The sequence below is a fragment of the Paraburkholderia flava genome, from assembly GCF_004359985.1.
Lineage (GTDB): Bacteria > Pseudomonadota > Gammaproteobacteria > Burkholderiales > Burkholderiaceae > Paraburkholderia > Paraburkholderia flava.
This window is the reverse complement of the sequence record NZ_SMRO01000003.1, coordinates 1,012,196-1,035,228: the sequence shown is the minus strand read 5'-3', so window position 1 is coordinate 1,035,228 and position 23,033 is coordinate 1,012,196. Positions and strand designations below refer to the sequence as shown.

Here is a 23,033-nt window from a genome sequence, read left to right as displayed (position 1 = left end):
AAGCGGCCGAACTTCACGAACGAGTACCGGCGATCGATCGTCGAGCTGACTATGGCCTGGGGCATCCGTCTCACGCATTGCACGGGAACACGGCCTGAACGACAACATGGTGTTCAAGTGGCGACGGCGGTTTGTGGCGGAGCTGGCCGCTAAAACGGGAGCGTCTGCTGCTACGTTGTTGCCAGTCAACACCATCGATATGCCGCCGCTCGGCACGTTGACCGAACCGGACTCTTGTTGCTACGAGTTCGTAGTGTTCAAGTGCAACCCGCTCGAAATCCGGCTGACGAAGCATTTCGACTCCGATCTCGCTGCTCTGCTCCAGGGGTTCAGACAGAAGCTCGATGCTGGCGAATCGCTTCCAAGACAAGACTTGTCATGCTTCTGAATACATCGAAGATGGGGATGTACAGGCTTCTCGTTGAGAGATTTGGATTGCGGGATCAGGCCGTCATTGTGTCACGGCCTGAGAATACGGCTGAAGAAATCGAGGCCCGCCCGAACCAGTACGCTGCCGATCCTGATTTCCAGCCCGCTCTTCGGACTCGGCCTCAACTTCGTTCGGGAGCCTGACATTCTGTGGACCCGGTTTGATCATGTAGACGCAGATACGAATCAGATCATTCAAACCGTTAACCGTGCAAATCGTCGGGATCGTCCGTGTTCCGTGAGAATCTATGGCAACGTTCGGGCCGATGCTGAATTCAAGGTCCCTGGCAGCGACAACCTGCGGGAGGAAGTGCGAGTACGTCTGCTGGAAGAAGCAACGCTAACCGGCTACCTTGAAGAGCACCTTCAGTTGGACCGTACGACATACAAACTACTCCGCCCGGTCGAACAGGACAGCAGTACGGCACTGAGCATTCTCGTGCGGGACAATGCGATCCAGAATTTTGAGGTCGTGCAGTGTGAAGTTGCGCCGATGATCGACAAGGAACAGGCAGAGATTGTCAAGGTAGCTCGCGTTGAAGCAAAGTGCGCCTATAACGATGCAATCGTCGAAGCCAGTACGGAGTACGGCAGGACCGGCACGCTTGGCACGATGGTTAAACTGGATGCATTCACTGAGGAGCACAGGAGCAACTGGCGTTCCGACGACGCCCGGCTTGAGCGGGAATTTGAGACAGAACTTGCAGCAATCTTCATGAGTGGTTTTGCCCTGGATGATCCCGTTGCGGTGAAGAAGATCAATTTGTATAAGGTTCGTAGACTTTTTGGTGAGATGTCGCCCTGGCTCTCGGCACAGTATGCACGTGACCGTTTTCCTGAATGGGCCAAGGTCGAAGCGGAGAAAACAAACAAGCTGATCGTGCTCGTTGAAAAATTGAGGGAACTGGCGAGGGGCGAAATCGATGTGCACGGCCTATCGGCTGCGCTTACCCGAGACGGGCAACTTGGTGACGCGTTCAAGGCGCTTGCGGGAAGCGACCGGGAGTATCAGACCGTGGGGCAAAAAATCGGCGCACTCAAAGCGAAGCGCGATGCTCAGCGACAACGTGGCGGCGTCAACGCACGCGCCAAGGTGACCCAAGCGGGTCTGGCGTTGCTACGTGAGCTTCTTGAACCCTTGGGGATCACATACGGCAAGCAGATCAGCCGGGGCGTGAGGTGACGGACAACACGAATCCCATCCTGCCCTCGACCTGGAATTGCGATGAGATGATCTTGATCCTCAAACGGCAAGTGGATCGACTTCGAGCGCTACCGCCAGACCAGGCAGTTCCCTTCGTCGATGCGCCACCCGAAGATTTGTGGGCCGACGATGAACCGATGCCGAGGCAGGTGTGCGAAACATACGTTTTCTTTCACCAGAACGAGTGTTGCCAAGGGCTGACTGTTGACTGGCAGAGTTACGGAAAGACCGATCCGGGGCTGAAATGTGGCTCATTCAAACGCATCAAGATCGAACTGATGTTGCAGTGACGAGGTGATTTTCGCCCACGAGTTTTGAAATTTCGTGGGCAACTGAATCCGGGAAACCGTTGACTGGCAAGCCTCTCCGGTATCGAGCATTTTCTTATATACAGTATGAAAAACTACGAGACGGTTACGTCAAACCAGATTCTATGAAAGGCGACACGTCGATCGTGAGCCGACTGACCGGACGACGGGGCAAGCGCCCAGGGAAAACGGCAGCACCGACACCCGTCATCGGCAAGCCACACCCGCACAACCACTTTGAGTTTAAACGAAGCATCCGCTTCGGCGTTCTGGCGAGCAAACGATCAATCAGTGACATCGCGCAACTCCGTCAAGCTGCTGCCAGCAATCGGGGAAAGCGCATCATTGCTGGTCAGGAACCGGTCCATTCTCCTGTCCGCTGCAACAAAGATCCGGGCCGGCGATGTGTCAAGCTGACGATCGTGAATCGCCGGAACCCGCTGAAGAACGTCCGTATCTGCTGCGTTGATTTCACAGCGTTTGTCTTCGCCGGACCGTGCAAGGCACCGATGAAGAAACGCTTCAGCTTCCCGGAAGTCATCCAGTTCTGTACGCCCGATCGTCGACTCATGAACGAAGTACGCAAGGTAGAGTGCCCGCATCAGCCTGGCGAATACGCCAGATGACGATTCACCTGCTTGCAACGAAACCAGGGCGAGATGATGTTCAAGTGCCCGCCTGCGAGCTACCGCCTGAGGCAGAGGCAGCAACAGGCACTTCGAAACGCGTCTGTTTCTATTCACTTATCAGTAAGCTCCCAACCAGAAACGTGTCGATGACCCGGCATAAACACGACTTCGACTTCGTTCGACGAGCAACCTGCTGTCCGATAGCCGCTCAGGGAGGCGGCTGCAACCGTGCCCGCTGTATCACCCGAACATTCGGATAATAGGTCATGTGGCTATGGGTCGACAGTTCGGGGCGACTCCGTATCATTGCATCAAGGCTTTCGGGGTCATCCCCGTCCGGGATCGATCCAGACGTTCCTGGCTGAATGATTTCGGAAGGTATCGGAACATCGCGACGATCAGTCGACGGCTGCATGAACACCTGCTCCGACGATCGGGGAAACCAGATCCGTCGGGAGTGCATGAAGTCCAGACCCAGAGCAATGTCCTCGCCTTCGGGAACGGTATCGCTGACCCTTAGTAAAACGTTGTGGTACGTAGCCGGGCCAATCCGGAAGCTCTCAAAACGGTATCGATCCACTACCGCACCAGAACCTGCGTAACCGGAGGCTCCGTTGGGGATGTTTTTGTTTGGCGAACCGGTGCTCACGCCACCCACATTCGGCTGATCCTCGCGTTTCAGTGCCGACCGCGCCGTGCCGGTGCTCAGCAACGCATTGAGCGACACGCCATTCAGTTGCACTGGAATGACAAACCGGTGCCTGGAGCCAGGCACCGGTCGGGTCGCGTATTCAAAGTACCGGCCCTGCCAGGGTAAAAACTGTCCGACGCATCCCTGAGCCGTATACAGGCTCATCGACCTGTTGACGAAATCGACATCCAGATCAAAACGGGACAGGACGTCAGCTCCGAGCAGCCCAACTGGTCGCTCACCCGCACCCGGTGGACCATCCGGTATCGATTGCATGGGAAGTACAGGCAGATCGACCCACTCCGAACCGCCAAACCTGAGGGAAGGAAGAATACGGGGGTATTCAGAGGTGGAGCCCGTCCCGAGCCCTGCGACGACGCTGGCACGCCGGCTATCCTCGGCCAGCCCGAGCGTCTGGATCGCTTCGGGCGTGAAAGCGGTTCTGTCGGAACCGATACCGAGTACCATCGGATACACATGGCCACCGATCTCGACCGGAATGACGTAGTGCCCGCTGCGCACGGTCATCTGGACCTGCGCATTCTTTGTTAGCTGGCATGAGGGATCGGGATGCGTTTCGACCATCTGCGCACTGGCGAAAGGTGAACAGCAAATCCACATGATGCCCGCCAGGGAAACGTCCCGCAGGAATTCCAGTCGTTTCGCCATTCCGAGGCGAACGCGCCCAGGGATCGAGACGGGTTGTATCCGGATCGACCGCCATCTTCGCTCCTCCAGCCGGCGCCGATCACAGATGCCATGAGCGCCTGTATTGCAACGCAACTGCAGACCCGTTATTGCCGTCAACGTGTGTTCCTCGCAGCATCGGGGTGAGTGCGATCTTTTCATTTCTATTGACTACTGCCTGTTGCCGCACGTTGTCGGCGTAGCCCCTGAAGCTCGGCGGCAGCACGCGCGTCGTGAGGATCGAGTTGCAGACATTGTTGGTACAGCGCCTCTGCCTCGTCCAGCCTGTTCAGTTCGACATCGACATACGCCTGACCTCGCCATGCCCGCCCCAGCTCTGCGTTCTTGACATCTGGCGGCGAAAACTGACGGGCATCATCCTTGGCGTCCTGAAATGTTTTCATCGCCTGCGGCCAGTTCTTTTCCAGTTCGAGCAGCGTTCCCCATTCTTCAAGAAACTGCGCGTTGCGAGGTGACAGGTCCACCGCCCGTTGAATCGCTGCTTTCGCGTCCGCCTGCCGCCCAAGTCCGGTCAATGCGTAGGATTTCAGGTACCAGGCATAAGCCCATGTTCCTGGCGCAACCACGGCTTTGACATGCGCATTGGCAGACGAAACGAGATACATCAAGCTCTCAATCTGCCAATGGGCACTGTAGTATCTTGTACCCTTGTCATCATATTGCTTCCCATATGCATCGATGATCCTGTCGAAGTAGGCTACCGCCTCTTCGTGATTCCCTGCTTTAGCCAGTTGCGATCCCTCCTTGAGCCATTCCCCTGTCTGTTTGACCAGACATGGAAGCAGGCTGGGCCGATGCTGTTGAGGCCGCAATGGGTCTGTCCTCTGCAAAGGCAGAACCTGTCGTTATACCAACGGCAATCAAGATTGCAGCCCTAGAGTATTTCATGATCATACTTATGGAGTACAAAATATAGTTGTGTAGCGCATATCGAGATTGCTAGCTTCGACTGCAACATGCTCGGCAAAAGAAACATGCGGAGAGGCCAGACATGATTTCCAGAGAGTCATTCAATTTGTTCCTGCCGTTGCAGTGAACGATAGATCGAGGCGTCCCAGCTTCGACGCGAGATCAATCCGGGCATTGTCCCATTCGGTCAACGTCTGAATCCGGCGTTCCTTCGCATTGGCGAGAGTCGTCTGCGTATTAAGCAGTTCGAGGATGTTACCGACGCCAACGCTATAACGGTGTTCGGCTGCGATATAGGCCTGCTGGGAGATATCCAGCAGAGCGCTGCTGTGAGCTGAGCTTTCCGACGCGGCTTCCAGGGCATGATAGCTATCCCAGACGTCCAGTGCGACCTTGAGCCGGGTTTCTTCGAGCGTATCCAGTTGCCGTTCTGCTTCGGCCTGTGCCTGATCAATCTGATAGTTTCGTCCGAATCCTTCGAAGATCGGAATGGAAACCTGAATGCCGATATAGGCGTCGTGACCGCTGGACGGAAAGGTTGGAAGTCCGAGCCCCAGGCTTTGAGGCTGGTTGTCCCGGCTGTATTTCCCCGTGAGACTGATACTTGGCAACCCCTGCGCACGTACCTGAGCAGCTTTCGCTACGGCAGCATCATATTGCGCTTCTGCGGCTACGACGCTGGGGTGAGTCCGCTTCACCTCTTCGATCAACTGTGCAAGAGCTTGCGTAAAAATCCTGCCCGGAATCACAGTATCCGTCACAGCAGGCACTTCGGTAATAACGGTGGGGTCGTAGCCCATGTCTACCGCCACCGCACCGATCGACGACTGGGCGTCACTCCGGGCCTTGGCGAGACTCAGTATCGCCTGTTCATGCTGGCTCTGTGCCTGCAACGCATCGGTGACGGGGGCAGCCCCCCTGTCGACCCTGGCCTGCGCTACCGTGGCACTTTGCCTTGTCATCTCCTCGATGTCCCGAGCCGCATCCAGCGCCGCACGAGCCGCCTGGGCCGAGTAATAATCTTTGGCAACCGTGGCGAACGTCGCCTGTAATGTCGCATTTTGCGTAGCCTGCGCCGCCTCCAGTAGCGATGATGCATTCCTGAGTGCCGCCTCCCGCCCTCCGAAATCGTACAGAAGCCAGTTGAGCGACACGCCTTCCGAACGCACCGTCGCAGCGTAGTTCGAACTCAGCTCGGGATGCCCCGTAATATCCGTGACGGAATTGTCCCGAACGCCCTGCCAGTTTCCAGTGATAGTCGGCAGGTACGATGCTCGTGCCACGCCAACCGCAGCCGCCTGAGCCTTGACGTCAGCCCATGCTTCACGGGTTTTCGGGTTACGGCACAACGCACGCGCAACCGCATCGTCCAATGTCAGCGGCTCGCTGAGAGGACCGGATTCACATGGATCAACTGTCGTGACGAGGCCAGCAGCAGCATTCGGCGAGATCGTCTGTTCAGCGCGCAATGGATCGAAGCCATATGCGAGCGTCGAACATGTCGACACCACACCGATTGCAAGCACGGGTAACCAATACAAAACTCTAGCGCTCACGCATGCTCTCCTGAGCGCCTTCAACTAGTGGGCCTAACAGATACTGTGCAACCGTTTGTCTACCAGTCTTGATCTCCGCCTTCACGGTCATACCCGGCGTAAGCGATATCCACCGGTTATCGATCCACATCCGGTTGGATGTCAGTCGAATGCGAACAGTGAAAGCGAGGCCGAGCTTCCTGTCCTGTACAGCATCGTTGGATAGATCAACAACCGTTCCTTCAAGCATTCCGTATCGGCTATAGGGAAAAGCATCAAGTTTGACCGCTGCACGCTGGCCGATCTTCAGGAAACCCACATCCTTGTTCTCGACAGTCGCCTCAACCTCCAGTGCGTCGTCCGGCACGATCTCCATCAGTGCCTGCGCAGTCGTTACGACACCACCGAGCGTATGTGTGGCGAGCTGCTGGATCGTGCCGCTAACCGGCGCGGTCAGACTGAGCAATTCTCTTCGGGTATGAGCCTTGGTTTCGTCGTTGCTGCTCTGGGTGAGCTGCTCATTTGCCTTCTCCAGCGCATCGAGCTGTTCCCGGCGAAACTGCGAGATGGTCTGCGCAATGTCTGCCTGTTGCTCCGCTATCCCCGCCGACAGTTCATGGGCGTGGCTACGCTGGGCATCGAGTTCATGCTCTTGCTCCAACGCCGTCTGTTCCTTGTCGATGTAGTCATTCTTCGCCACGTATTTGTCGGCGGCCAGCGCCTTGTAGTCATTGGCCTGGCTACGGGCGAGGGGAGCCGTTGCGGCAAGCTTGGCGATCTCCTGCCGTGTACTGTCGAGCTCTGCTTCCCGCTTTGCGAGTTCGTCCCTTGCGGAATTCAACTTGTCCTCGTATTCACGATACATTCCGTCAACGAGGTGTTGCGCCTCTTCCTGGCGCCCAGGGGACGCGCCATCAACTCTGACGACTTCCGGTTCCCGACCCGCCTGCAAGGCGGTCAGCAGCGCCTGCGACCGGGCGGCGGCAAATGCCGCATCCAGTCTGGACGATCTGGCTTTATCCTCGTCTGCTGCAGCCTGGGTGGTGTCGAGTCTCACCAGGAGATCGCCTGCCTTTACCCGTTGACCATCCTGAACAGCGATCTCCCGAACGACGCCTGTCATTGCGGGTTGAACAACTTTCACTCTGGCATCGGGAACGAGTTTTCCTTTCGCCGATGCGACGATATCGAGTCTGGCAACGCAGGCAACCAGAATAGCCAGCGCAACCAGCAAAATGATCAGTCGAGCCGTCCACCGGGGAGCGGGATGCACCGGCGTTTCGACCAGCTCAAGATGCGCCGGCTGAAAGGCAAGTTCATATTCAAGCCTGGCGGGACCATCCAGTTGACGGCGAATGTTCCATGCTGCACTCCAGACGGTTCGGTACCGGCGCAGCAGATCGAGTAATACGTGCAGGCGAAGCAACATCGATATCACCCGTTCTGCAAGGAAAGAAGATGTGCGTAGTAGCCGCCAGCCGCCAGCAACGTTTCGTGCGTGCCGCGTTCGATGATGTGTCCTTTGTCCATCGCAAGGATCTGATTCGCGTGGCGCACGGTACTGAGCCGATGGGCGATGATGATCACCGTGCGGCCGGCGCAGATCGACTTCATATTGTTCTGTATCACACGTTCGGTTTCAAAATCGAGAGCACTGGTCGCCTCATCGAAAATGAGGATACGGGGATTGGTCAATAGCGCACGTGCAATGGCGATACGCTGGCGTTGTCCCCCAGATAGATTTCCGCCGTGCTCTTCTATGGCAGTGTCGTAGGCTTGCGGAAGCTCGCTGATGAAATCGTGTGCACCCGCCAGTTTTGCGGCGTGTACGACGGCCGCCATCGGCGCCCCGGGATCGGCGAGCGCAATATTCTCACGGACCGACCGGTTGAACAGATAGTTCTCTTGAAGCACGACGCCGATGTGCCGTCTGAGCCAGGATGGATCAGCTAGCGCCAGGTCCACCCCGTCGATGCGTACCGCGCCGTGCTCGGGAACGTAAAGACGTTGCAGGAGCTTGGTAAGCGTGCTCTTGCCGGATCCAGACCGGCCGACGATGCCGATCACCTGACCAGCACGGATATCGAGCGACACGTCATCAAGGATGGGCTGTCCATCCGGGCGGTATCTGAAACGCACGTGCTCGAACTGAACTTCCCCCTTGATGGCAGGCATTGGCTGGCTGCTCTGACGCAGTTCGGTTCGTGTATTCAGGATGTCGCCCAGCCGGCTCATCGAGATGCCTACCTGCTGGAAATCCTGCCAGAGCTGGGCGAGTCGTAGGACCGGCGCTGCAACGCGCTGCGACATCATGTTGAACGCAATCAACTCGCCAATCGTCAGCTTGCCGTCGATCACAAGTTTGGCACCGAGCAGGAGCGTGCCGAGTGAAACGAGCTTGCCGATGTACTGGATCAGTTGCTGACCGACGTTACCGAGTTGAGTGACACGAAAACCCGACGCAACGTATGCCGCCAGTTGCATTTCCCATTTTTTAGTGAACTGCGGCTCGACCGACATCGACTTCACCGTTTCCACACCGGACACCGTCTCGACGAGAAACGATTGATTGTCAGCACCACGTGAAAATTTTTCGTTGAGCCGGTAGCGCAAAGCCGGGATGAGGGCAGCCGAGACACCTGCGTAGAGCGGAAGCGAAAGCACAACCACGATCGTCAGCCAGACACTGTAGAAACACATGACCGCGATGAATACGATCGAGAAGAACAGATCGATGACCGCTGTCAGTGCCTGGCCTGTCAGGAAATTCCGGATGCTCTCGAGTTCCCGTACCCGTGCGATCGTGTCGCCCACACGCCGCACTCCGAAATAAGGCAACGGCAGGGCGATCAGATGTTTAAAGAGTCGTGCGCCAAGCTCAACGTCGATCCGGTTCGTCGTGTGCGAGAAGATGTAGTTTCGTAGCGCAGTGAGTGTCACCTCAAAGGTTGAGCTGAGAAACAGCGTGATGCCAACCACAGCGAGCGTGTTGTAGGTCCGGTTGACCAGCACCTTGTCCATGACCACCTGGAACATGAGCGGGGTCACCAGTCCGAAGATCTGCAGGACAAACGAGATTGTCAGGACTTCCAGCAACAGTCGCCGGTACTTGACGACCGCAGGAATGAACCATGAGAAATCGAATTTTGCCAACTCTCCCGTGAGAGATGCACGGGAAGCGAACACGATCATGTACCCGGTGGAGCGACGGGTAATCTCCTCTATCGGCACCAGCGTGGGTTTAGTCGAACCGGCTTCGAAGGACAGGACAGATTCGCCCTCCCGGCGTGCAATGATGAAATGGTTCCCGGCCTTGTCTAGGCAGAGCACTGGTAGTGGCGAGCGATCAAGCCGATCTGTCCGCAAGGGAACGAGACGGGCCTTCAAACCAATCGAGCGGGCGCACAGGACCAGTGCGTCAGCATCGAAGGGCTGCCCCCCACGCGCTGCAGCGTGACGTAGCTGTGCAGCGTCGGTAGCGATACCGTGGAACCTTGCGATGACGACGAGACAGGCCAATGCGGGATCGACCGGCGTTTGCACAAATTCTTCGTTCTTCTCGGGGGCGTTCACTTGCTGTACCTCTATCGAAGCCCAGTGGGCTGATCGCCCATGTCGTAGTTCAAAGTAACTTTACCTTCCGCGTATTGAGTTCTGGTTTATCCCAGAAGTTGGTTCCAGCGTATTTCGCGAAGAGGTCAGGCGGAATGCAGGGCTTTCTAGATTGGTACTCGACCTTGCTTCTTACCTTGTGCAAACCGGGCATGCCGAGGTGAGCATCGTAGTCGGGCTCGTCGTACACCACATTCTCAAAATCGTGCTCGAACCAAGCCTCATCGATTTCATGATAGAGGGACCTCAAGATGTTCTCGGGTTCACGAACCAAGCGATCGTAGGAAATCAGGATGAGGCGTTTTGCCTCGACCCCAAACCAAGCCTCACGGAGCGTACTCCACGGATGTCCAATCAGACCACGCTCTGTCTCCATCAACGATTCTGCACGTGCGTACACGGAGCTGCCGGGCTGGAAGTTGAACATTCTCGATAGCTGGAGTGGGTTTTTTGCCAACATGGTTTCCACGCTATCGATAATCCAGCCAACCTCCCTGACGCAGCAGATAATACGTGCCTGAGGATACAAAGCGGCGAGCAACGACGCTCGACCAGTCCATGTTCGATTGGTATCAAAGATGACTTGATCGGCACCAACACCGGGATAGTAAGAGTCGAATATTCCTCGCAAAATATTCGTGCGCTTGCCGTCGTCAAAGAACGTGCTGAACTCTCCACCACACATCTTTCCATGGACGGTCCCGCACAGCAGGGCCACAGGGCTGGTCATCGCAGCGGAAAAACGGGGGTTCTGACGAAGTAATGCGCAGAGCAACGTCGACCCGGAACGGGGCAACCCGGAAATTAAGTGCAGTCGCGTGATCATTGAATCTCTTGTATTTAAACTTTAAGCCTCACGTTCCGCAGGCGACAGAGCGTCATCGCCTGCGGAGTGAGGTGGCCGAACCTTCAGCTAGTGTGTTCCGGCGACCAACTGAACATGCTGTGATGCCTGTTCTGCCGGAAGGTTTGAGGTACTACTTGCAGAGGACGAAGGAGCTTGGCCCGCCATGGCCTGGATCAACGCCGCCGTTTGCGCCGAAGAACCATAAAGTGTCTGGATTGCATTGATATCCGTGCTGTCCAGTGTCTGGTTGGTTGACGTGAGGTCATAGTTCATCACGGAGCCCTGGTCGGCATTGTCGGCAAGCCCCAACGCATGGCCGATCTCATGCAGCAGCACCTGCGAAAGCGTGGCGCCGGTCGAATAGGTCAGCGCGCCGTCCGCTCCGCTTGCCAGCGCATCCTGGGTCGGATTCTCCAATTCGATCGCGGCAGACGACATCACTCCGCCAGCAGCACGATAGCCGGTGTAACCCACCTCTCCGGTCGTCGCCGTATTCAGATTGCCCCATCCAATGTTGATGTCAGCCTGCGAAGCGTCCGAGACCTCCTGGAACTTGAGGCCGGATGCAGCCGCCCACGTTGCAAATGCATTCTCGACATCCGTTTCGTACTGACTGCTCATCTGGCCGCTGAACGACGCGCCATCGATGCCTGACAGACTGGAGAGACTCCACGTGATCGTGTCTGCACTCCAGCGTGCACCTTCAAGTACATTCGGCCCTGTACCCGCCGAAGTAGCGGTGTCCCTTGCCATTTCTGCTGCCTGCCGGAATCCACCTTGCGCGGCCATAGCTGCCTGGTCGTTCCCCTGATTCAGATCGTATTGCGCGATTCCGCTGATACTGCCGCCCGACAGCTCCTTCTGGACCGCATTCCGGTTTCCGGAGAATCCATACCCCCCATAGTAGCCACCACTGCCATCTCCCCCGCCGTCATCTCCGCCGCCGTCATCTCCACCACCGTCATCTCCACCGCCGTCATCTCCACCGCCGTCATCTCCACCACCAGTGGGGTTGCCGCTATCGGAATCGATGTAATCCAACCCGGAGACACCCATAACACCCGAATCGTTGCTTCCGTCAACAATATCTCCTGAAATGCCGGCGGCGTGAGTGAATGTGTCATCACTTGCATTGACGGTAATGCCGTTGCCGGTTAAATCGACGGTATTTCCTGACCCGTTGACGGTACCGCTGGAGTCTGCTGCCAAATTCACCAGAGAGTTGCTATCTGAAATCAGATCGACAGTGTAATTCTGCCCAGATACCCCAACGGTGCTCCCCGCACCGACGTCCGACAATGTATCGTCGTTACCATCAATATTGGTCGTACTGCTAGCCCCGTCGGTAATCGTATCGCCCGATCCGTTGATCGTGAGTGAATCACTACCTTGACCGTTAACGGTGTCTCCCGCTCCATCAACTGTCCCACTGGATCCCGCTGAAAAATTCGTGGTCGAACTGCTGCCATCAAGGTCTATGGTGTTATTTTGGCCAGTGTTATCAACAATACTGCTAGCGCCAATGGAAGACAGTGTATTATCATTACCGTCTATTGTAGTTGTACTGCCCTGGCCATCAGAAACTATATTGCTGGAACCGGTTATATATAATGAGTCACTGTTCTGACCCTCTACGGTGGTACTTGACGAGTAGATAGAATTATTTTCACCAGAAATATCGATTGTACTTCCTGCGTCGGTCTCTAATACGTTACTTCCACCGCTGACATCCAGAATATCATCTCCTCTATCCGAGATAGTGTCACCGGACCCATTAACAGAGAGCGTATCGGTCAAAATTGAGGATGCATTTGCGTCATCAATTGATCCGCCTGACACATTAAGAATGTCATCTTGACCAGAAACTGTGAAATCACTTCCCTGGATACTAGAATTTATCGTGTCACTGCTTCCATTAACAGTTGCAGTATCACCGGGAGCATCCAGGTCAATAGAATCACTTGATCCGTTAATTGCGAACTGACCTTCCCCATTAATTGTAGCGCTTGAAGCATCGACTGTTTGACTAAAACCAGAAACATCAACGGTGCTCCCACCCCCTACAGATGTCAGGGTATCGCCAGACCCTTCTATATCGATCGTGCTATCAGATCCGCCGCTAACCGAATTGGCCGATCCATCCACCGTAAGCGAGGTGCCGTCTTGACTGTTAATGGTCACATTAGAACCATCAAACGTATCACCTTGCCCAGAAACATTAACCGTGCCACCGAACCCATAAGAGGTTAGTGTATCGCCATCTCCTGTGATGGTCGTTGTACCCCCAGTGGCGTTCAAAATTGAGTCGTTCGATCCATTTACATCAATTGAATCGGTATCCCACGTGGTCGGGGCACCCAATGTGGCAGGTTGGCCATCTACGATCTCGTCGAGTTCCTTTGTATATTCTGGAGAATTATCCGCATACTGCTCAAATTCTTGGAGCTTTGCGCTGTTGCCTCCTGAGATTGCATTTTCCAGAGAGGTAAGCTTGGGAGAACTCCAGTCGATTGGAGTAAACACGTCGTTGGAGTCGTTAACATTGATCGTTGCGCCTGATCCATTGACCGAGCCAATTGATGCACTCGTACTTTCATTAAACGTGATTGTCGATGCTGGACCCGTCGCCGACAAATTCACGTTGTAGCCAACGCCGGTCAGTTGAAACGTGTCACCGGCTTGAGCGTTGATAACATGACCGCCATTAAGAATCGTCGTGTCGTAGTCTGGCCCATTCACGTCGATGGTATTGGCGTTGGTGGTCAGCGTCACCCCGCTGGCATTGACATCGGCAGCGGTGTTGACGTTTGTTACCGTATCGACTTCCGAGCCATTGCTGGAAAACTGCTGCGTGGACACGACGGCACCAGTTGTGTCCTTTACCGTTGAGGTATAACTCCCATCCGCATTGTGGACGTAGGAGATATTAGATATAATATTTCCCGATGCATCGGTATAAGTTGCTGAACTTACCTGATTACCGGTAAACGCTAATGTTTCGTGCTCACCCGATTGGAAGGTCAACGTTGATGAGCTCAGATTGCCATTCGAATCATTGACGACAATACCGGTGATGTCTGCAGGTGGATTCGTTGTGACGCCATTTAGACCTGCTCTGCCGTACTCGTCTTGGAGTGCAACAGCATTGTTCTGATAAATTTCAGGGTAGGTATTGGAGCCAATGGCCGGGAATGTCCCGATTACGTTCAATGCGGCGGTGGTCAAAGCCGCAAAGGCATCCGCAGACGAAGCGTTCGACAGATTCTGCCCTTGCCAAGCATTGTTGAGCGTCTGCTCGATAGCGCCATTAGCGTGCCCTGGCTCGTCTCCATCAATTGTAAACGTCGCTCCCCCTGGAGCGGAAGCCATCTGCTGTTGAACTTGGTAGCTGAAGGCGGCCGACCAAGCCTCCGTAGTAGTTCCTACTACTGCTGCAGCATTCCCATAATTGGGATCATTCGGATTCAGATTCGCAACGGCATTGTATAATTCCTGACCTTGGTTGAAATAAGAAAATTTTCCCATCTCATAAGTCAATGCAGAAATATAAACACCCGTATCGGTTGAACTAGTAATTATTGTTCCCAATAAAATTTGCACTTGATTATTATCATTAACAATAGTTTCCTTTCCATTACTATAAGCGCTTCCATCTTGAGGAAAATATGTTCCTATTGGAGCAGCTGTTCCATCCTGTATGGCATTATCGTATTGATTAATTGATTGGACCAAGAGCGAACTGTTGTTGATTTGCGTGAGTACATCCTGAGAAGGAGGTTTGCCCCCCCATATTGCCGACGTCGCGGTGATCGCATTATTGAGATTATCTTGAGTCATGTGTCCCTCATCAGAATGTTTGTGTTAATACAGCCGCCTCGATACATGCTGGGGAAGTTTTTTTTCGATAAAACAGAAAATTAATTCTTAAGCCGTTATTGCCATTGTAATAATATGCAATTGCATTCTCAGTAGATCGAGAATCTCGTCTTGCATCTTTAAAGTTCTCCAAAAACATTTCTTCTGAAGTGCAAGATCGGTTTATATCAAATTCCAATTTGACCATACTTTTCGAAATCTTGTTTCGGTTGTCCAGGCGTTCAATATAGTCAGCCGAACAGAAATTCGGGTGCTCAATTGGTTCTTTTAGAGACCATGGCACCTCGACATATTGGTACCGTCTCAATTTCGCCGGAGAATTTTCGTTGAGAGCAGGATCCTCTGGAATTCCGCATATTTCGAAGCCAAATAGAGCATATTTATCGGGAAGTTGATTCATTTTTATATGCATTTTCTTTTCAAAGAAAAGAATATCCATTAAATTCCCGTGTTGAGCCACCTCATGAATTCCCACAAGTACATCATTTATACTTTCCGATGAGGTAGTAATCGCTGGCTGGCTACCTGGATTTGTCTCCGCCAATGCGTCCGAGAAGTTCGTAGCGGTGACGAAAAATAAATATATTATTGCCATCTTCAAAAAAATAGAAATAACATCTTTAATACTTAGATTATTTTTTTCGATGTTTTCCAAGAAACCCCCGACTTTCATAAGCATAGCCAACCCGAATAATACCCACTTCAATAGCCGATCATCATTAAATCTTTGCCGCACTTGATAACAAAGTCCATATCGATTGAATGCCAACCGTTTAATTCTTCCCGTGATACATCAACAAACAATTGAAACGTTAGAAATCATTTATCAAAGGCTGTGAATGTGAATTCAGTGAATTCGTCAACGTTGCTGCGCTCGTCAGGCCGGCACTGCGGTTTCTATCTGTTAAGAAATTAATTTACCAGCCCTCGTTTGCTTCAACAACACAGGCAAGATCTAATCCGCAATATTTACATTACATAATATTTCAAATCATTAAATGTCGTTGAAACGAAGGCAGCATGAAAGCCGAGGCACGATTTATATGCGCCTCGCATAATCATAAGCAGGGAAATTAAAAATTCACATAAAACATTTTCTTGATCAATGAATCTGGACATGCCGAGGAATCTCGGCTTTACATTTTTTCCATCTTCGAAAAATTCTATGTTTCTGAAGTTTTCCCATACAGAAATCGCTCTTCTGCCAAAATATCCATATCGTGCGTCTCGTGGCGCGGAGGTCTGGCAATCCGTTTTGGGAGCGCCGTCAAGTCGATGTGCTGAAGCCATCAACGAGCTAAAAAAGCTCTTCCCGAAGCGAGAGCCGGAGCGATATCACCGCCCCAACAGACAGACCCACAGCTTGCGGCCAGCCCGCAGCCATACAACGCCAATTGCAATCAGAATGGTCGGGGCCACCGTCAGCAACAGGAAGGCAACAAGCCCCGTCACGATGCATCTCCCATTGCGTTTGCAACCTTCCAGCCAAGTTTTTCCCTGAGCGTTGGTGAGCCACTCACACTTCCGGAAGTGTCGCTCCTGTCTTCCTCATCCTCCTCGGGATAGAACTCCTCGGCAACCACCGAAACATCCTCCCCCGGATTCTTCAAAAGCGCCATTGCCGAACCCGACCCTAGCTGCGTAATCGAGTGCCACCTGATCGAAACCCGCAGCCCTGCGCTGACTGTCCAATTCCGTTGCCCGACCAATCGCCTCTTCCAGTGTCAGCCCGGACTGCACAACGAGATCGACGTAGTAGATGGCGGCTCGGTAGCTCTGCGTCGTAGACTTTCCTCTCAGCTTCAGTTCCAGCGGCATCGTTTCCAGCAGCCCGCCCGAAACTGCACTGAAGTACCGCAGCCTCGCAGCAAGCGTGCGGATCGAGTTGAACGAGGTCGTGCGGAAGATGAGCGAACCCAATTCGTCTTCATCACCGACCACAACGTTCAGCCGGCCATACGGCTTGCAGTTACCCTTTTTGACCGAACGCACAATCATCGGGCGACGGACACGGCAGCGATTCGATCTCCGCATCTGTGGCGCGTCCGTTCCAGTCTCACGGCACAAATACGAAACGTAGTAGTCCATCATGATATGGAAAAGCAGCTTTACCGCTGAAGGCTCGTGGCGACCACATACGGACTACATTTGTAGCCCAACCGCTCAGGTCGCACGATAGTCGGTCCGTCACGTCAGATGACGCGATACGCCCGAAGAAGTGCTCGTTCTACGAGTCAGTACAGGTCATGGAGCGTGCTGACACTCTCGACTACACCAAATGCTGGTCGAACGGCAAATGGTTCGAGCCACCGATGAGCTGGGCGGGACCCGCGAAATCGTTTTGCGTTGGCACGCACCATGGCTCAGCACTGTTCTTCAAGGTCAACGTACTGGCATCAACGTTCACCCCGCACAGGTGGTTTTCGCGTCACGCGTTCGGGCGTTTCGCACTGGATTTTCTGACCTTCGGCAACGGTTATCTGGAGCAGCGGCAAAACCCGCTCGGTGGAACCCTGCAGCTCGTGCCGGCTCTTCGAAATACGTGCGGCGCAAGGCGGACTTCAGCGGCTATGTGTTCGCTGGCGGTGGCTGGCTGGAGTCACATGAATTCGCGCAGCGATCGGTTTTTCATCTGATGCGCCCGGATATCAACCAGGAGGTGTGCGGCCAGCCCGAGCACCTGAGTTCGCTGCACGCCGCGTGACTGAGAGCAGGACGGTATCCAGCTCATACCCGTGTCGGACGTCGTTGTGATGGACGAGTTCTTCAATATCAAGAATGTGACGCGTGACGATCTGCTCGCCGCACACCGCGTGTCGCAGCAACTGCTCAGCATCGTGCCGGGCAATACGGGCGGGTTCGGTGCGGCTGACACGGCGGCCAGTGTGTTCTGGCCGAAATGAAATTGAGCCGTTACAGGCTCGCTTCTCGGAACTCAACGCATGGCTCGGAGAAGAGGTGGTACCGACCCGCATGTGATCCGACCGGCGGCATGGGAGGCGCCCGCTATGCGCAGCTGAGAGGGGAAATCCTTGAGCAGGCCCATGCAACCCGCAGCCTTATCGCTAGAGTCCGAACCGGTCGGGCCGTACAAGCGTTGGTCCAATGAACGCGAGTTTGCGCAACGACGAACTCGGTCCATAGGGCTGCATCCTGAAATGCGGTCGCCGCCAGTGCTCACGAACTTCGTGTTGGCTGCCGTCCGCCGGCAGCGACGCGCTCGGCTCCACATCCAGAATGGCCCGCCCCACAATGTGCCGATCGTATAACAGCTCGATCTGTGCGAGGCGTTCGGCACGTTTGCGTTTGCCTAGGCCACTGAAATTGCGTGGTGCATTGCTATATGCCCGGTCGTGTACAACGTGCGCGTCTCGCGCCGTCAGGTAGAACAGCATCTTGATAACATAATCGAGTACGCTGCCCCCATGCCTGAGCACGGCGGTTGCAGTCTCGGCATCGTCAAATTCAAGCGACGCCGACATTGCGTCGGCCAGTGCCTGCCTGATCGTCATGTCCGGATCACCAGCGTCAATTTGCAGAACATCCATCTGGATGTGCCGGTCCGGGCCCGGCAGATGTGCCCACGTCACGCAGCTCAACAGGGCCGGCGTAGGGTTGTCGTCAGGCTTCGGGGGGGTAGAACAGTGTGACGGCCTCTATACCGCCCTGGCGCCCCCACCACGACGGGTCGGGCACGATGCACACGGCGTCAGCCGGCAGGCGGATCAGGCCGACGGGTACATCGTCGGCGATATAGGCAGCGTCGAGCAGCCGGTGTAGCGCAGCGGTGGGTTCATACAGCGCGCCTTCCCGTACGTTGAACGTCTGCCAGAGAAGACTGCGATTGGCGTCCCGTTCGCCGACGGCGATGTCGCCCATCGATTGACCCGCGCATTAGTGGACAAATTGCGGGAAACGTTTTATCAGCGACAGGAAGCGGTCAGTCTGTAGCCGCTATGTAAAATCGGCGCCGGACTCACCGGCCGCGAGCCTGACCTGCATCCAAGCTTCGACGGCGCCTGTGGCACGATATCGCACTGGCGGTGGAAGACGCGCGTACAGTTCATCGTTCGCTTGCACCGTTTTCTGTATTGCGGTCGCGACCAGACTACGCACGATGTTGATCTGTGCCATGCGCTCGGGATTGCGCTTTGGCTGCACTTCGATCAGTGGATGGCGGGTACGCGTGAACCACGCGACGAACGCAACGTCATATTCGATATCGATCTGTGTGACACCCGGCCGCAGGAAATACTTGCCGTCCCAGCCAAACTCGATTTTGATATCCGGCGCCAGCACGATTTTTAGCCCAGCGGGCGCAACAGGTGAAGTCAGCCATTCGATCAGTCTCGGCTGAACTTCCCGCCATATCCCTCGAGCGGCGTGAATGACCGCATCGTCGTCACCGAGCCTGAGGCTCCCGGTGCCGACTCTCATGCTCACGCCTGGCACAATGCCCGAGAACCGGACAGGTTGCCCCTCCAACGCGAGCGAGCCGAACAGCGCCGCACTGAAAATCGCCTGAGAGCTGCGCTCCGGACTGCCGGGAATTTTCATCAAGCTGCCTTCCCGGTAGCGCAGGCTCTGCCCGCTATTTTCGAACACTTTGACCTGCGCCGGAGGCTTGTCCGCGAGGGGTAAATCGTTGGTGCCGGGCCGGCATTCTTCCACGAAAACTCCTACGCTCTACCATGCCGAAAGGCTTTATGCGTTGCCTTAGGAGGAGACACTGGAGATAAGCTTCGCACCGCATTCCGTGGGGTCGCCGTCATAGGCGACGGCCTTGTCGTGATGCATGCGGGTACTGTCTTTTGGGGTGATCGCGAACGTACCCTGGCATTTGGGGCACCAGGTCTTATCTCCTTCAAGAGCCACCGGCACTCCCAAAACCTTGAAGTCATCGCTCGCGGTGGTCACATGACCGCCGTGGGTCGTCTTGTCGTTCAAGCGAATTACGCCGCGTTCAGCTTCATCCTTCATGAAATATTCCTGTCAGGCACCGGACAGATTTTTCGGTGGCCGGTCCGTCAGCCATAGCCGCGCATTGACTACCCCATCCTGCTCGCCCCTCCAGTGATCGACTTTACCCTGCGGATCGTTCGGATACTCGCCGCGCTGTTGTGCCAGAACCGTTTCTGCCCAACCAACCGGTGTGCCCGCTCGTGGCTCCGCATAGGGGTCATCCGGCGAAATCTCGCTTACCTTCTCGATCGATTCTGGCCATTCTGGGTCACGGCAGCTCGCATTAGCTACGATACGACCTGCCGCAAAGACCAGGACAAGTGGCATCGTGATAATTCGCCAGAACGGCGACGCCCGCATGCCCAGCCCGTAGAGCGCGAAAAGGAACGACTCGCGCGGCGTCTCGTGTTCTGTATGAAACAGCATGGGTTTCGGCAACCCGTTCGGGCCGCTATTCATGTACTTGCACCAATAATTCCATTGCACAAGCACAAGTTCCACCTCGGGCGATCCCGTCCACTCCCGGCCTATCGAAAATGCCCTTGTCACGTTACCACTCTCGTTTACCGTGTAGTGACGGATGTGATACACGGTATTGAACTGAGTTACTTCCTTGTGCAGGCAGAAAATTGAGTCCTTTGTCCATGGTGCCTCCCATACAACATCACCTTGGCCGCGCCTCATGAGGAAGCGTCGCGAGCGGATCGCGTACAGCTTGAGCTCGCCACGGTGGAACCGGATCGGCCTGCGCCGTAGGCCGAAAAAGAACCCACGACCCATTCTCCAAACAATGGCGCCGAAAAGCACGACGGCAGCAAGTGCCAGGCAATCGAAAACAAACAGCCAGAAGGCCGGCGCGGGGGGCCGCTGTGCGTAAAATTGTAGATGTATGGGCCGATTCCCATAAATACGAATGCAAGCACTACTCCTGTGATAAACCACTGCTTTTCCAGAAACGATGGTTCGGTCACGTCCATATACGTCGAGTTCATCCTGAAGATCGTGCCTGTGTCCCACATATCGGGGCCGACTGGCCGGTCTATCGGCAACCGATGCATCATGTCCCACTCCGGCACCGGTTGGCCGATACATTTCTTCATCAAGCGTTCATCCATGCCTAACCTCCGGCGGCCGAGTTATATGCATCGAGCTCCTCGTTGAGCGTGTGGTACTCGCTCTTGCTAAATTTGCACCGCGAAATCCACGTTTTCAGTTCCGCTCCCTTATATAGGGCGATTGCAATTCCAATCAGAATCGACGCTACCAATACCGGCCAGAAGAACGGGATCGTCCCGAAGAACGCCGCGACTGCCACATAGGCACCCAGAATTCCACTTGCTACGTAGAGAGCGGACAAGCCATATTCCTGAGCGTGAAACGCTTCAGGCGCATTTTTGAAAAGATCGTAGCCTGCAAGCACGAGGCCGGCGATTGAACCGATCGCCCGGCCACCGTATTTGCCGATCTCAGAATAGCGCTCTGCATTGGCCCATTGCTTGAGCAATATATGCCGAAAGAGGATGTGTCTCGGCTTTCGCGACAGTTTCGGCAGCCGTTTCGATGATATTTCCTACAATTGAGACAATGCACGCAGCAAGCTTCCGCTCGTTTTCGTCTTTGTTAAACCGATCGCTGTCTGAGAGGTCCTTTGTCGCGAAGACCAGCGCTACCATCTGGAAAATAGCAGTGGCAACGCCCTGATGAAACGCAGCTGGGGCGGATGATCCGAGCCACTCTCGAGTAGTTGCTGCGCCCGGCAGTTTAATACCTTTAACCGTTCCCTCCAGCTTGCCCGTACGCTGCAATGCATCAGTGTCTAATTCGTGTCCCACAACATCCGGATCGGATGCAGGGGTGGTTTTCAAAGTTTGTTTGGCAACCTGCGTGGCGTTCTCTCGCCGCTCAGTCCGGGTGCCATCGAGGTCCACTCCTAGGTCTTTTGCGTTCTGGAGCATCCAATCTCTCAGCGCAAGCTTACTGACCTTGGACTGTTTGATCGTTTCGCCAGGCCTTGCGCGTTCTCTACCCGCTCGGCCTTGCCTTCGCGCATCCTGATGGCTTCACGGTATTCCCATAGGGCCTTGAGCGTCTTAACCACAGTCGGCACATCGGCCTTCTGCAGGAAACCGCGTAGGCGCCGGCCCTTGGACGTGCCGTTTTCGACATGCAGGGATCGTCAATATCGACGTTGAGCTCGTCGGCAAAAAAGTGCGAGAAAGTAGAGTTGGAGAAGGTCAGGACGTAGCCGTTTCCCACCTCAAAAAAGTTGTCGAGAAAGAGCATGTCGAAGGAGCGGATATTCCGCATCGGCTACCTCATCAAAGCACCAGTTCGTCACGGGCTGCTGGTGGAAATGAAACGACGACTGCCTTCATGACCGCTCCACCACTTCGAGCAAGTCCGGGTCGTAGCGGCAATGGACGATTTCGCCATTGATGAGGGGCTGCGCCGCAAGCTCAATCGAGTCCAACGGCGCGATGAACCACTCTCGCGGCGTATGTGGTTTGCCGGAAGAATCCGTCACCGTCAGTTCGAGACATGCCGTTCCGAAGAAGGTATGGAGCAAAGCCTCGAACTTCTGCGGGTTGAGGGTTGTAGCACTCGAACACCGACACGATCTTGACTGGTGCCATCAAGCAGGTCGGCTCCTGCCTCGCGTTTTTGATGCGGCCATCCACAGGCGTCGTCGAAAAGCCGATCTTATAGAGGTGCTCGATGGACTTGATCTCGGCCAGCTCACTTGCGGAACGCAAGTTGATATTGCCCTTCGTCGCGCTCATTCGTCGACCGCATGCCATCCCGGCATGTTCGCGAACGTCTCCGTGTACTGATGCGAGAAGCCTTCGATGACATTGCCGAAGCAGTCCTCCAGATACACGAGCTGATAGGGCCGGTCGGGCAGGAACGTCCAGATCTTCGTGCGCTGGCGGCCGCCGTGCGCGACGACGCGCTCGACCAGCGCGGGCAGATCGGGATCCGTCACGCACAGATGAAAAACCCCGGCCCGCTGATAGCGAAAATTCTGTTCCGGCATCTCGACTTCCGGTTCGAGAAACTGGAACAGTTCGAGCCCTACGCCGTTCGCCGACACGAGATGCGCCTGCAACGCGCGCCGAAACGCAGGACCGAAAATCTCCTGCACTTCGGGCACGTCGGGATTCAGTTGCAGCGTCCTGCGGAAAATCAGCCTGAACCCGAGCACGTCGCCGTACCAGCGGATCGCGCGCTCGATGTCGGGCACCGTCATGCCGATGTGATTGAACGGAAGCGGCGTGACGCCGGGCGAATGCGGTTTCATGGGTGGGGCCTTCGACAATGCTTTA

21 protein-coding genes and 3 pseudogenes are annotated in these 23,033 nt (G+C 55.0%); 5 read left to right on the top strand and 19 right to left on the bottom strand.

Going from position 1 to position 23,033, the window contains the following annotated elements:
• Positions 1 to 67 precede the first annotated feature (67 nt).
• From E1748_RS27135 to E1748_RS27120, 4 genes and pseudogenes are all read left to right on the top strand, one after another.
• Positions 68 to 388: pseudogene (locus tag E1748_RS27135) on the top strand (hypothetical protein); the annotation flags it as partial.
• A gap of 33 nt (positions 389 to 421) precedes the next feature.
• The gene (locus tag E1748_RS27130; protein WP_133650330.1) at positions 422 to 1,612 is read left to right on the top strand and encodes a hypothetical protein; all 1,191 of its coding nucleotides are present in this window, start codon (positions 422 to 424) and stop codon (positions 1,610 to 1,612) included.
• A gap of 47 nt (positions 1,613 to 1,659) precedes the next feature.
• Positions 1,660 to 1,923 carry a hypothetical protein gene (locus E1748_RS27125; protein ID WP_133650329.1) on the top strand — a complete coding sequence of 88 codons (264 nt, stop codon included), beginning with the start codon at positions 1,660 to 1,662 and terminating at the stop codon, positions 1,921 to 1,923.
• Between the two features lie 143 nt (positions 1,924 to 2,066).
• Positions 2,067 to 2,567 (top strand): hypothetical protein, encoded by a 501-nt coding sequence (locus tag E1748_RS27120; protein WP_133650328.1) that lies wholly within the window; start codon positions 2,067 to 2,069, stop codon positions 2,565 to 2,567.
• A 211-nt stretch (positions 2,568 to 2,778) separates the two neighbouring features.
• Here E1748_RS27120 and E1748_RS27115 read toward each other — a convergent pair whose 3' ends face one another.
• From E1748_RS27115 to E1748_RS27075, 9 genes and pseudogenes are all read right to left on the bottom strand, one after another.
• Complete coding sequence (locus E1748_RS27115) at positions 2,779 to 3,930, bottom strand: aspartyl protease family protein (protein WP_166653637.1); 1,152 nt, start codon at positions 3,928 to 3,930, stop codon at positions 2,779 to 2,781.
• Between the two features lie 182 nt (positions 3,931 to 4,112).
• Positions 4,113 to 4,781: a tetratricopeptide repeat protein gene (locus E1748_RS27110; RefSeq protein WP_133650326.1), complete on the bottom strand. Its 669-nt coding sequence runs from the start codon at positions 4,779 to 4,781 to the stop codon at positions 4,113 to 4,115.
• A 198-nt stretch (positions 4,782 to 4,979) separates the two neighbouring features.
• A complete protein-coding gene (locus tag E1748_RS27105; RefSeq protein ID WP_240766811.1) occupies positions 4,980 to 6,434 on the bottom strand; it encodes a TolC family protein in 1,455 nt (484 codons plus the stop codon).
• Entirely contained in the window at positions 6,424 to 7,842 is a 1,419-nt protein-coding gene (locus E1748_RS27100) for an HlyD family type I secretion periplasmic adaptor subunit (RefSeq protein ID WP_133650325.1), read from the bottom strand. Before E1748_RS27100 ends, E1748_RS27105 begins: the two co-directional genes overlap by 11 nt.
• Before the next feature lie 5 nt (positions 7,843 to 7,847).
• Positions 7,848 to 9,986, bottom strand: coding sequence for a type I secretion system permease/ATPase (locus E1748_RS27095; protein ID WP_276324143.1), 2,139 nt, complete (start codon positions 9,984 to 9,986; stop codon positions 7,848 to 7,850).
• A gap of 49 nt (positions 9,987 to 10,035) precedes the next feature.
• Positions 10,036 to 10,851: a sulfotransferase family protein gene (locus E1748_RS27090; RefSeq protein WP_133650324.1), complete on the bottom strand. Its 816-nt coding sequence runs from the start codon at positions 10,849 to 10,851 to the stop codon at positions 10,036 to 10,038.
• A gap of 87 nt (positions 10,852 to 10,938) precedes the next feature.
• Positions 10,939 to 14,709: a beta strand repeat-containing protein gene (locus E1748_RS27085; RefSeq protein ID WP_133650323.1), complete on the bottom strand. Its 3,771-nt coding sequence runs from the start codon at positions 14,707 to 14,709 to the stop codon at positions 10,939 to 10,941.
• 10 nt (positions 14,710 to 14,719) lie between these two features.
• The gene (locus E1748_RS27080; RefSeq protein WP_133650322.1) at positions 14,720 to 15,517 is read right to left on the bottom strand and encodes a hypothetical protein; all 798 of its coding nucleotides are present in this window, start codon (positions 15,515 to 15,517) and stop codon (positions 14,720 to 14,722) included.
• Between the two features lie 679 nt (positions 15,518 to 16,196).
• A pseudogene (locus E1748_RS27075) lies at positions 16,197 to 16,792 on the bottom strand (recombination directionality factor); the annotation flags it as partial.
• A gap of 70 nt (positions 16,793 to 16,862) precedes the next feature.
• Here E1748_RS27075 and E1748_RS27070 point away from each other — a divergent pair.
• A pseudogene (locus tag E1748_RS27070) lies at positions 16,863 to 17,727 on the top strand (phage portal family protein).
• Positions 17,728 to 17,813: 86 nt separating this feature from the next.
• On the opposite strand, the gene E1748_RS31890 reads toward E1748_RS27070, so the two are convergent.
• The 10 genes from E1748_RS31890 to E1748_RS27030 all read right to left on the bottom strand — a co-directional run bounded on the left by E1748_RS31890 (position 17,814) and on the right by E1748_RS27030 (position 23,008).
• Positions 17,814 to 18,296 carry an AcrVA2 family anti-CRISPR protein gene (locus E1748_RS31890; protein WP_240766810.1) on the bottom strand — a complete coding sequence of 161 codons (483 nt, stop codon included), beginning with the start codon at positions 18,294 to 18,296 and terminating at the stop codon, positions 17,814 to 17,816.
• A 73-nt stretch (positions 18,297 to 18,369) separates the two neighbouring features.
• On the bottom strand, positions 18,370 to 18,627 hold the full coding sequence (locus E1748_RS31885; RefSeq protein WP_240766809.1) for a hypothetical protein: 258 nt from the start codon (positions 18,625 to 18,627) through the stop codon (positions 18,370 to 18,372).
• Between the two features lie 75 nt (positions 18,628 to 18,702).
• On the bottom strand, positions 18,703 to 19,419 hold the full coding sequence (locus tag E1748_RS31880; protein WP_240766808.1) for a hypothetical protein: 717 nt from the start codon (positions 19,417 to 19,419) through the stop codon (positions 18,703 to 18,705).
• Positions 19,420 to 19,464: 45 nt separating this feature from the next.
• Positions 19,465 to 19,728 (bottom strand): PAAR domain-containing protein, encoded by a 264-nt coding sequence (locus E1748_RS27060; RefSeq protein ID WP_133650321.1) that lies wholly within the window; start codon positions 19,726 to 19,728, stop codon positions 19,465 to 19,467.
• Between the two features lie 12 nt (positions 19,729 to 19,740).
• The gene (locus E1748_RS31875; protein WP_338119606.1) at positions 19,741 to 20,490 is read right to left on the bottom strand and encodes a DUF6708 domain-containing protein; all 750 of its coding nucleotides are present in this window, start codon (positions 20,488 to 20,490) and stop codon (positions 19,741 to 19,743) included.
• On the bottom strand, positions 20,391 to 20,825 hold the full coding sequence (locus E1748_RS31870) for a hypothetical protein (RefSeq protein WP_240766806.1): 435 nt from the start codon (positions 20,823 to 20,825) through the stop codon (positions 20,391 to 20,393). Before E1748_RS31870 ends, E1748_RS31875 begins: the two co-directional genes overlap by 100 nt.
• A 2-nt stretch (positions 20,826 to 20,827) precedes the next feature.
• Positions 20,828 to 21,214 (bottom strand): hypothetical protein, encoded by a 387-nt coding sequence (locus tag E1748_RS27050; RefSeq protein WP_133650320.1) that lies wholly within the window; start codon positions 21,212 to 21,214, stop codon positions 20,828 to 20,830.
• Positions 21,177 to 21,665 carry a hypothetical protein gene (locus E1748_RS27045; RefSeq protein WP_133650319.1) on the bottom strand — a complete coding sequence of 163 codons (489 nt, stop codon included), beginning with the start codon at positions 21,663 to 21,665 and terminating at the stop codon, positions 21,177 to 21,179. Before E1748_RS27045 ends, E1748_RS27050 begins: the two co-directional genes overlap by 38 nt.
• 501 nt (positions 21,666 to 22,166) lie before the next feature.
• Complete coding sequence (locus E1748_RS27035) at positions 22,167 to 22,490, bottom strand: GIY-YIG nuclease family protein (RefSeq protein ID WP_133650318.1); 324 nt, start codon at positions 22,488 to 22,490, stop codon at positions 22,167 to 22,169.
• Positions 22,487 to 23,008 carry a VOC family protein gene (locus E1748_RS27030; RefSeq protein WP_133650317.1) on the bottom strand — a complete coding sequence of 174 codons (522 nt, stop codon included), beginning with the start codon at positions 23,006 to 23,008 and terminating at the stop codon, positions 22,487 to 22,489. Before E1748_RS27030 ends, E1748_RS27035 begins: the two co-directional genes overlap by 4 nt.
• Positions 23,009 to 23,033: the final 25 nt, after the last annotated feature.